The sequence below is a fragment of the Emticicia sp. genome, from assembly GCF_049241225.1.
Lineage (GTDB): Bacteria > Bacteroidota > Bacteroidia > Cytophagales > Spirosomataceae > Emticicia.
Window position 1 is genome coordinate 1 of sequence record NZ_JBMLRC010000089.1, and the last position, 10,117, is coordinate 10,117.

The 10,117-nt window shown below is 34.0% G+C and carries 11 protein-coding genes; 4 read left to right on the top strand and 7 right to left on the bottom strand.

Features of this window, described 5'->3' with window-relative positions:
• Nucleotides 1–192: 192 nt before the first annotated feature.
• The 7 genes from ACOVO2_RS05365 to ACOVO2_RS05395 all read right to left on the bottom strand — a co-directional run bounded on the left by ACOVO2_RS05365 (nt 193) and on the right by ACOVO2_RS05395 (nt 5,365).
• Nucleotides 193–573 carry a hypothetical protein gene (locus ACOVO2_RS05365; RefSeq protein WP_421768975.1) on the bottom strand — a complete coding sequence of 127 codons (381 nt, stop codon included), beginning with the start codon at nt 571–573 and terminating at the stop codon, nt 193–195.
• A gap of 137 nt (nt 574–710) precedes the next feature.
• Nucleotides 711–1,130: a nuclear transport factor 2 family protein gene (locus ACOVO2_RS05370; protein ID WP_421768976.1), complete on the bottom strand. Its 420-nt coding sequence runs from the start codon at nt 1,128–1,130 to the stop codon at nt 711–713.
• A gap of 287 nt (nt 1,131–1,417) precedes the next feature.
• Nucleotides 1,418–2,044 carry a hypothetical protein gene (locus tag ACOVO2_RS05375; RefSeq protein ID WP_421768977.1) on the bottom strand — a complete coding sequence of 209 codons (627 nt, stop codon included), beginning with the start codon at nt 2,042–2,044 and terminating at the stop codon, nt 1,418–1,420.
• Complete coding sequence (locus ACOVO2_RS05380) at nt 2,008–3,381, bottom strand: hypothetical protein (RefSeq protein ID WP_421768978.1); 1,374 nt, start codon at nt 3,379–3,381, stop codon at nt 2,008–2,010. The genes ACOVO2_RS05375 and ACOVO2_RS05380 overlap by 37 nt, the downstream gene beginning before the upstream one ends.
• A gap of 17 nt (nt 3,382–3,398) precedes the next feature.
• Entirely contained in the window at nt 3,399–4,133 is a 735-nt protein-coding gene (locus ACOVO2_RS05385; RefSeq protein WP_421768979.1) for a hypothetical protein, read from the bottom strand.
• Between the two features lie 40 nt (nt 4,134–4,173).
• On the bottom strand, nt 4,174–4,944 hold the full coding sequence (locus tag ACOVO2_RS05390; protein ID WP_421768980.1) for a hypothetical protein: 771 nt from the start codon (nt 4,942–4,944) through the stop codon (nt 4,174–4,176).
• A gap of 97 nt (nt 4,945–5,041) precedes the next feature.
• On the bottom strand, nt 5,042–5,365 hold the full coding sequence (locus ACOVO2_RS05395) for a LytR/AlgR family response regulator transcription factor (protein ID WP_421768981.1): 324 nt from the start codon (nt 5,363–5,365) through the stop codon (nt 5,042–5,044).
• A gap of 157 nt (nt 5,366–5,522) precedes the next feature.
• Between ACOVO2_RS05395 and ACOVO2_RS05400 the strand changes: the two genes are divergently transcribed.
• From ACOVO2_RS05400 to ACOVO2_RS05415, 4 genes are all read left to right on the top strand, one after another.
• Entirely contained in the window at nt 5,523–6,098 is a 576-nt protein-coding gene (locus tag ACOVO2_RS05400; RefSeq protein ID WP_421768982.1) for an RNA polymerase sigma factor, read from the top strand.
• Nucleotides 6,099–6,128: 30 nt separating this feature from the next.
• Nucleotides 6,129–6,815, top strand: a complete 687-nt coding sequence (locus ACOVO2_RS05405) for a tetratricopeptide repeat protein (protein WP_421768983.1) — start codon at nt 6,129–6,131, stop codon at nt 6,813–6,815.
• Nucleotides 6,816–6,912: 97 nt separating this feature from the next.
• Entirely contained in the window at nt 6,913–7,419 is a 507-nt protein-coding gene (locus ACOVO2_RS05410) for a hypothetical protein (protein ID WP_421768984.1), read from the top strand.
• An 849-nt stretch (nt 7,420–8,268) separates the two neighbouring features.
• Nucleotides 8,269–10,117 (top strand): CHAT domain-containing protein (locus tag ACOVO2_RS05415; RefSeq protein WP_421768985.1); only part of this gene is annotated, 1,849 nt, incomplete at its 3' end.

Sequence of the window (10,117 nt, forward strand, 5' to 3'; positions counted from 1 at the left end):
TAATTGAAAGCAAAACTGTTAATTCATCGTGGGTTTTCGATGGAAAATGGACACCATTCTAATCAATAAGAGTAGTGAAGAAAGTGATTGTCTGGTAATCACACCCATAGTTTTAGAAAAATCATTTTCTGTTTCCAAAGATTTCCAATCATAGATACAACCTCTCAGGAAACAGAAAATAATTTTACAATTTTACTTTTCTTTACTCCAAAAATAAAGGCTTACAGCCCCTAAAATGCCCCATAAACTCCAGTCGAGCCAAGCGGTGTTGTGCATGGGCAAGTTTCTGCCAAAAACATTATAAAGCCCTAAGCCCAATGATGCAAGTAGAATGAAAGCCCCTCCTAATAAAAAGGCTTTGACTACGGTAGTATCGTGCGTTTTACGGAGCATAAAAGACATATAATTATGACCGATGTGCAGAATTCCGAAAAACTGCATTAAGCCTACGGTAAAAGTATCTTCGGGGTTCATGGCGAAGTAGCCCAGTGCCATTTTAGGAAATAAAAGCATACTTATTCCAAGCAAAAAACCATAGATACTGACGATGAGAATGTATGTTTGACGTGTCATGGTTGATAATTTGGTTTAGATTTTATTTAGACATTCCCGACTGCTGCATTTGTAGTCGCTTATCATTATAATATAAGACTGCCTTTAACTAAAATCGCCTAAAATTAGTTGAAAACTTCATCTGTATTAGGCCAAGCCTATTTATCATTCTTAATTGCCGTATGATGCGAAGCAATAAACATCCATTTATTGGCTCTTAGCTGAAAAGTATAAGTACAGGCTACTTTTCCAGTAATCTTAGTTCCATCAGTCGAATCATAGTAGGCGTGTATACCACTGATAACAGCCAAATCGCCCGATTGAAAGATTACGGGTTCTAATACCTCGGTTTTCAAATATTTCTGCGAGTCACGAGCGACAATTTCATCTCTGTTGCTAAAAGTACCTTCAGCACTAATGTATCTGAAATCATTGGACAAACGATTGGAAAAAAAAGCTTTAGAGTCTTTTCCATATTCGGCCAAAATTCCGTTGAATGTTGCCATAGTAAAAGACTTCTGAGCAAAAAGGATTGATGAGAAGCCCAATAATGATAAGGTAAGAATAAGTTTTTTCATTGATTTATGCGTTATGTCGCCACATTTGATTAAGGTTTGAATTTATTTTTGATTGGTAATTCACAGGTACAAACTTTAAATCAAGCTTTTAGTACTATTTTTTATTTGATTTAATCGCAAAATTTTAAAAGTTGCTACAATATTTTTGAAAATACAGGTTACCATGGCATCAAATACATCGTTCATAGTACATTGTTTGCTTTTAGATATAATGATAGTTTTTGATTACAACAAACCTTTTACATTATTACAGTCAAAATATAGTTTTTCGATGGGTTATTACTAAATTATTTAACTATGAATGGAAATTCTCTACTTGATGCGATTATATTTATTCCATTATTGTCCCAAGCCCAAACCGCCCAAACATAATTACCTGCTTTTAAGCCCTCTTTTACATCTGAATAAGCAAAAAGCCCATCTTTATCTAATGTAGTTATTTTGCCATCTGAATATTTAACTTGTCCTATATCTTTTTCTGTAGAATTCCATGACCACACAATGGCTTCTTTATTGCTAATTTTATTTTCCTTGATTTGAATTATGTCTTTAAAAATAGCCGCCATTACATATTTATGATTGGTTACCTTCCATGAAAAGGATAGATTGAAAGATGTTTTTTCATTTACAACTTGCAAAACCTTTACATAATCTTTCAAATTATAATTACTTATTATAGTTGGTCTTGGAATATTTTTATTTTTTATGAGTTCATCATTATAGATTGAAGACACCTCAATAAGATTAAATTGAGGTGCATTACTTACTAATACGGCATCACCAAGATTTACACCTCTATTGAGATTAGCAAGGACTGGAGCAATAGTTGGCTCAATTTTGCAACCTAACAAGCTGATAGCACTCAAAAAGAAGAAAACTATTTTCTTCCAATTGAAAAATTTAATCCAAAACATAAGTGTATATTCTTTAAATTGATATTACTTGTTTCTCTTCGTGCTGTACCTAATTGTGGAATATATGTAAGAATAGAAAAGGCTTGTTGGCTAAAAAGTGCCTTCGTTTCTATGGCTAAGATGCGTCTTGGACCTAAATACTGTCGAACACCTAAGAAACCTCGATAATTGTCAATACCAATTCCTGCACCGACAAAGGCATCGGTCTTTACCCTTCTAAGCCACCACCATGTAGTTTGTATTCCATACAAATCCAATAGTTTTTGATGCCGATAGGTATTTTCAGTAGGAATAAATTTTAAATCGTTTTCCCACAATTTTGTCAATTTATATTGAATAAAACTGCTGGTGGCATATGCCCCCAAGGTTAGAGCTTTATTAATTTTGAAATCTATATATAGGTCAGCAAAGCTATTTAAGTTTTCCAAATTATTGGTCTGATTTGTCAGCGAATAAAATTTTGATAAGTACCCCCCAACACTAATAAATGGCAATCTATGTCTGAAATCAATAGCAGAATGTACTTCATAATTTTGTATTGAATCCAAAGGTAATTCTTCACCAAATCCAACCATTACAGCGTTTTTCCTGACTTTTGAAACATTTAAAATACTTGTATATTCAGCCGACTCATGGTTATATACTTTATCAGGAATCTTAGTAATTGGCATAGCCCACGCTATAGTTTTACCATAAACTCCATCTAATTCAAACCCATCGACCATACCGACCACTTTATTTTTTTTGTTGAGCATCGGGCTTCCAGAATGTCCCCTAAAAATATTGGCACTTGGTATCTCAATGGCATTTGTTGTTAAACTCGGAAACTTCAATGTCTCTAAATCTTTTCGGGTAGGGAGTTGAATAAGTTTGTGTAATTTATCAAATGACGCAGACATAAGTGTAATTGCATTCTCATGAAGCCTATCACCTTTATAACCATATATATGGTACTCATTATTAACAGCTAAATCATTCAGCGTACCTATTTCAAGTCCTTCTTTCTGAAAACATGGGCATGAAATTGTAGCCATATCATTAGCCAGTTCGGTACCTGTTAGTACGATTGCATGTTTATCATTCGTATAGACTTGATTGTTACCATTACTTTCAAAAAAAGTAACTTTGATACTTAATTCCTCCTTAGTCCCAATTTTACCTGCAAATCCATGCAATGCAGTAATAACCTTTTGTTGTCCTTTTACTAAAAAGCCTGTAAGGATTGTTTTATTATTTTTATCAATTTTAGTGTTAGCAATCTCAATTTTACAAACGTATTTTTGGGCAAGATTATACTGAGAAGTAGTCTGTATTTGCCCATAGAGGTTACCTATCATAAATGATAATATTGGAATTAATGACAATCTGGACATAACAGTAATTTGATTATTTGGCGAGTATTTTCTTTATCATTACTTGTTTTCAATAAACTTTCAACTCGTTTTAGTAAACAAGAGTCTTTTCCATAGCGTATTTCGCTCAAAATTGATGATTCCAAATCTTCAGATTCTTTGTATTTAATTTCATCACAAAACGAAGCTGAAACTTTATGACCAACCAACACTGCCGAACCAACATTGATTTGTGCAGGAACTTGTGGCTCGCCTTCAATCATATTTATATTGCCTTTGCCCAGTGATATCTCAAAAAGCTGTTTGATTATTTGGCTTTTTAGAGAGTCCTTAGCATTTGATGTACCATTTAATGACTTTTCATAAGAATAATCCCACCTTTCAGCAACTTCGGTAGGGCTCATACCTAAACTTTGGTGTGTACGCATATACACTCCCAAAGCACTACCTAATGTCATACCTATCATACAGAATCCTATTGGAAGTAAATCTACTTTTGATAAGTAATCTACCAATGAATATTGCTTAGATGCTTCTGTATTTGTTTCAATTGTAATACCTTCTTGTGTCTTATGATTAGTTGATTTGTAACCAGCAATCAAACCCATAATTGTAGTAACTACAACTAAAAGGGATAGAATAACATCACGTATGATAGGTGTTACAGACATTCCTATCATCCAACCAAGTGCTATACCACAGAGGAGAAAGCCAATTGTGTTTTTTATAGTTTTCATAATTTTTGACTGGTTCTGGATAAGAGATAAAAATACTAAATTATGGTTTCCAACCAATTACTCTCCATGAAGAAACATCGCCATCATAAATTAGTGTTGCACCACCACCTGAAAGTATTGTCATATCACCACTGTGTCCAGTAACAATTCTATTTGCTGCTAACGATGATGTACTTTGGTCTGCAATGGTCAAATCTGTGTTAATGCCAACATAAATATGTACAATCATACCATCGCTCCCCCCCGCAATTCCTGTTAGTAAAGAAGCACCGCCATTTACATGTATCACTGATTTACCACCTAAATTATAATTGTGTTGCGTACCCGTAAAAGTTGTCTTACCAGATACTGCATAAGTACCTGCCACTTCTAATTTTGCATCGGGAGAAGTTGTTCCAATTCCTACATTTCCATTATGGTCTATTGTCATTCTGGCAGTTCTACTTACAGTATTATTTGTTGTTGTTTCAAAAGAAATCTTAGTACCAAAGGCAGTAGAAGTCCATTCTTGGCTACTTTTCATTATGATGGCTGCACTACTAGAAGTATTAAAACCAGTACCATTATACCCCCTTGCTCCTAAAAATAGCATAGAGCAATTATTTGCAGTTGCACTTGGCGAAGTAGAAGACCCTCCCGCATTCCGAGTTATTATATAGGCTCCCTCTGTGCTACTATATTTTGTTAGATGAATATCAACATTAGGGCCTGATACAGTATTATTAAAAGCATTGGGTGTCAAAAGAATACTCTGCCCAAATACAAAAGCCGAAAGGCTTGAAAAAAGGATAGTAAAAATTAATCTTTTCATTATTTTAAAATTTTATGTTGTAGAAATTCTTGCTTCAAATTTTATAATCATTCCGAAAACATCTATTCAAATTCGATTTATCGGTAGCGTTTTCGATTTAACGGTCTTTTAAATATTCCTTCAGCCCAGTACGCTTTCTTCTTGATACAATAACATTATGATTATCGGCCATCTGAAGTGTGTTGGTTGGCTCAATGAAGCACTTCACACACTTTAAATTCACCAAATAAGATTTGTGCGTACGATAAAACTCAAAAGGAGTGAAACGCTCTTCGAGTTTTTTGAGAGGCGTGGCTACAATGGTTTTGCGACCATTGACGAAATAGACAAGTGTGTAGTTTATTTCGGCTTGAAGCATCAAAACCTCTTCGGGTTTTACTTCTTGGCGGCCACCGATTGAAATGTAACTGGTAGTATTCATTGGCTTTGGCGTTTGGGGTTGTTTGAAATTTTAAGGGTTAGTCGAATCCAATACCCAAACACAAACACCTTTTCTTATTTTTTTTCAAAAATCATTGCTTTAGTCAATAATTTTAATTTCTTTTGATTAAACGAACCCATCGCCTACGTTTAACTGCATGTTGTTTTTTACTCGAAAATCTACCGACCAAGAGCTTATTCAAGGTATCCGTATGGGCGGAAACCAACGTAGATTATTTGAAAATGCACTCTACAATAAATATACATATCTGATTAAAGATGCTTCTCGCAAGCATAAAATCGAAGAAGAAGATGCCTCAATGGCTTATTCGGATGCCATCCTGACGGGCATCGAACATATTGCCTCGGGGCGTTTTGAGGGGCGTTCGGAACTAAAAACTTATATTTATCAAATTTTTTATAACAAATGTGTTGATGTTATTCGAAAAAATTCGACTAAACACTCATACAACCTTTCACTCGATGAAATCTTAGAACCAATTCCCGACCAACAGCGGGGTATTTTACAAGAAATTATCAGAAAACAAGACCACGAAAAACTAAGAAACTTCCTAACCATCCTCGGTGAGCGGTGTCAGGTCTTATTAAGGCGTTGGGCCGAAGGCTACTCAGACCAAGAATCAGCCCTTGAATTTGGCTATAATTCGGCCAATGTAGCCCAAACTACCCGACTGAGGTGCTTAGAAAAACTACGTGAATTGTATAAAAAATAGTGAAAGAATAAGTTGTAAACAGAATAGTAAATGACCGATGATTTAATAAATATTGATGATTACTTTCAGCAGAAGTTATCAGCAGAGGAGCGTCTGGCCTTTGAAGAAAAACTTTCGACAGACCCAAAATTTGCCGAAGAGGTGGCTCTTTATGCTCATATAAAGGCCATAGAGCGTGAAAAAGTTTTAATCGAACGCCATACTGAATGGAAAACACTTCCCGTAAAATCACCCTCGTCAATAAACCTTAGCCGTATTTCGATGGGTATAGCAGCAATGCTGGCAGTGGTGCTTAGTATGTGGTATTTTACTCGCCCTACTATTAACCAAAGAGCTGATGAGTATATTACATCAAATCTTATGACCCTACAAAAAACTCTTGATGGTACTCAGGATAGTTTGCAAGTAGGTATCGAGTTATATAATAAACAGCAATACCAAAAAGCATCAGAAATTTTTGAAAAACTTATTACTAAAACCCCAAAAGCTATTGAGTATCTGGGGCTTTCGGCTTTTCAAATGAAAAAATACGATGCTGCACTGAGTTATTTTGAAAAACTTGCCAACAACACCGAACTCCTCAATAATAAAGGGAAGTTTTATCAGGCATTGGTTTATATCAAACAAAATAAAGTTTCGGAGGCAGAGGCATTACTGAAAGAAGTTATCGAACGAAATTTAGGTGGAAAGAAAGACGCCGAAAAAATTTTAGAGTAATTGTGTTTGTGTATTTTTTGAATTTGCGACTAATGGAGTGATAAACTAGTTTTGTCTCATTTTAACTTTCTTATAACTTATTTAACTAAGTATAATTATGATAACAGTATATGGAAATACCGTCAATTGGTTAAATGATACGAACTGGGACACTACTACCCTTGTATCCGATGTAGCCTCACAAGTCTGCACTTTAGAATCAGACCATTTTAATATCAATTTACCACCAAACGGAGATAATAATCTCTATTTTTCATTTAAATTGGTTGGAAGAATCCCTAATGATTCAAACTTAAGTATTGAACTAATTTTTGCTAATGGCCAAAAAGAATCTTGGCTTATTAAAAAGAGAGTTAAAAACAGTCAGAACGAGAGAGCTAATGCCACTCATAAATTAAGAATTCGAAGAGCATGGTTCTATAATCCTAATGAAAATGTTAAAATCCGACTTAAATTTAATAATAGCGGAGGGGCATCAGTGACTTTGTCTAATTTATATATTGATACAATACCAGTAGCCAGTGCTACATCTGATGTTATAACTGTAGCATCTGTATCATCAAGAAATGGCACAGGTACATCTGGTCCTTCAGGGCCAAGATGATAATTGAATATTCTTTTGATATTGAGGGTTGAATTACTAATTTTGGTAATCAACCCTTTTTTTATGAAAAAACTTCTATTGTTTATACTATCACATATTTTTTTTCAATTTTCTTTTGCTCAATGTGTTTCAGAACAGCTCCTTGAAAATGAATTTTCTACAATAAATAGTCTTAAATCTGAACACCAGACTTCTGTATATATAAAACTTCTAAGTTGTCCTTTCACAGACTCCTCAAAAGCAAAAATCAGTAAAAGAGCAGCACTAAGTTATTATTCTATTGAAAAAGATAATAAGAAAGCTATCAAATACATACAATCGGAAATATATCATTGGGCAAAATATAAAAATAAATTTTCAAACAAATTAGCAGACGCATATTACAATCTTGGTTACTTTTTTAATATAGATTACCAATATGACAATGCTATTCGTAATTATAAAGTTGTTCCTAATTTAACAGATGACAAATCTTTTAAGGCCATTTGTTATAAAGAAATCGCCGAGATTTGTATATATAAAGGAGACTATTTACAAACAGAGATATTTGCCAAAAGAGGAATTTCTGAGTTAGAAAACACAAATCTTGATAACTTCACTTTAGCTACCTGTTTTAATGCTTTGGGGATTTCTAATGAATTTCAAGGTAAATATTCAGATGCAATTATCAATTATCGAACTGCAAAAAAAATAATTTATAAGAAAAATCTATCAAAGAATGAACAGTATCTATTGGCTAATATTGAATATAATATAGGAAAGGTTTATGGATTGCAAAAAAAAACAGTTTTAGCAAGTAAACAGTATAAGATATCAAGAGATTTATTTTCTAATACGGATACTCTTAAAATGATATTACTTCCAAATTTAGCTTTGGCAAATTTATTTGATTATGACCGTAAAGACTATAAAACTGCATCAAGTATATTAGATGAATCTATAAACATAATTAAAAATAAATATAGACATGTAAAAAGCCCTCAAATCTCTCGTCTCTACTCTAACGCTTCAATTATTTATATTAATAACAAAGAATTCAAAAAAGCAGAAACATGCACATTTGATGCTTTGAAGGCTTTCCCAAATGCGACAAAATCTATCCATGATATTAACCTTAAAGTTTTACGTAGAATAAGTGATAAATGGACATTCTATGATTTACTACGCTCTTACAGTAGTTGGTACTTATTAGAAAAGTATAAAATAACAAAAGAGAAAAAATATTTAAAAGAAGCTTTGACTGTTTTTGAAAAATTAGATTTGCTTATTGATTTAATGCGTGCTGAGCATTTAGGCTTTGAAAATTTAAGCAAATTTCACTGGAGAGAACGAACCCATCGCCTTTTTGAATCTGCCATCGAAACTTGTTTCTTGCTAAAAGATTATCAAAAAGCATTTTACTTCTTCGAGAAAAGTCGAGCCGTAATGCTCAACGATAAAATTAATGAATTGGGAGCCAAACAAACGCTTTCGGAAGATGACCAACAACAAGAGCGAAAGTATATAAAGGATATTTCTGAACTAAATGCAAATATCGAAAAAGAACAAAACCAAAAGAAAAAATCTGATTTAACAACCCAGCTATACACTTTACAAGAGCAGCAAGACCGTTTCATCAAAACCCTCGAAACAAAAAATCCTGCCTATTATCAGCTAAAATATGATACAACCACTTTCCAGTTGAATGATATCCAAAGCTATTTAAAGAAAACCCAAATCAATTCATTGGTTGAATATTTCATGGGCGACTCTACGACCTATGCTATTGTCGTTACACCTGAAAATGTTACCTTAAAAAAACTATCGCTCAAACCCGAAAACATCCAACAATTTCTTGAGTATTGTTCAAAGAATATTAGCACAAAAACCGAATTATCAGCTCTTTTAGGATATGGGTCAAGTCTCTATCAATCGTTGATAGCCCCTTTAAATCTTCCAAACGGACGATTGATAATCTCGCAAGACGGTGCTTTTATTCCGTTTGAAGCTATTTCAAAATCATCTAACTCACCGCAATATTTATTGAAAGATTATGCCATTTCATATACTTACTCCGTTCAATTTCTGATGAAGAACCAAGAAAAATACGGATTTCTGCCGAACAAAATCTTTTTGGGTGCAGCTCCAATTAATTTTTCTTCAAAACTCAATACCCTTCAAGGCTCTGAGCAGTCACTGAAAAACATTGAAAAAAACTATACATTTGGCAATCTTTTGACAAATCAGGTAGCTTCACGCAATGCCTTTTTGAATGAAGCAGGCAAATACAAAATAGTTCAACTCTACACACATGCCTTTGCGGATAGTAATGATACCGAGCCTAAAATCTACTTTGCCGATTCTGCTCTAAAGGTATCAGACTTAAACCTCACTGACCATTTCAAAACTAACTTATTGGTACTTTCGGCTTGTAAGACGGGGGTCGGTAAAGTAGCCAAAGGAGAAGGGGTTTTGAGTTTAGCTCGTGGTTTTTCAATGGCTGGCATTCGCTCTACTATCACAAGCCTGTGGAGCGTTGAAGATAAAGATACTTATACACTCACCGAATTATTTCATCACTATTTAAACGAAGGTTTACCGAAAGATGAGGCTCTTCAGCAAGCCAAGCTTGAATTTATTGAGCGTAACGAAAACACAACCCCATATAGCTGGGCTGGCTTTATTCTGATTGGTGATAGCTCCGAAATATCAACCTCAA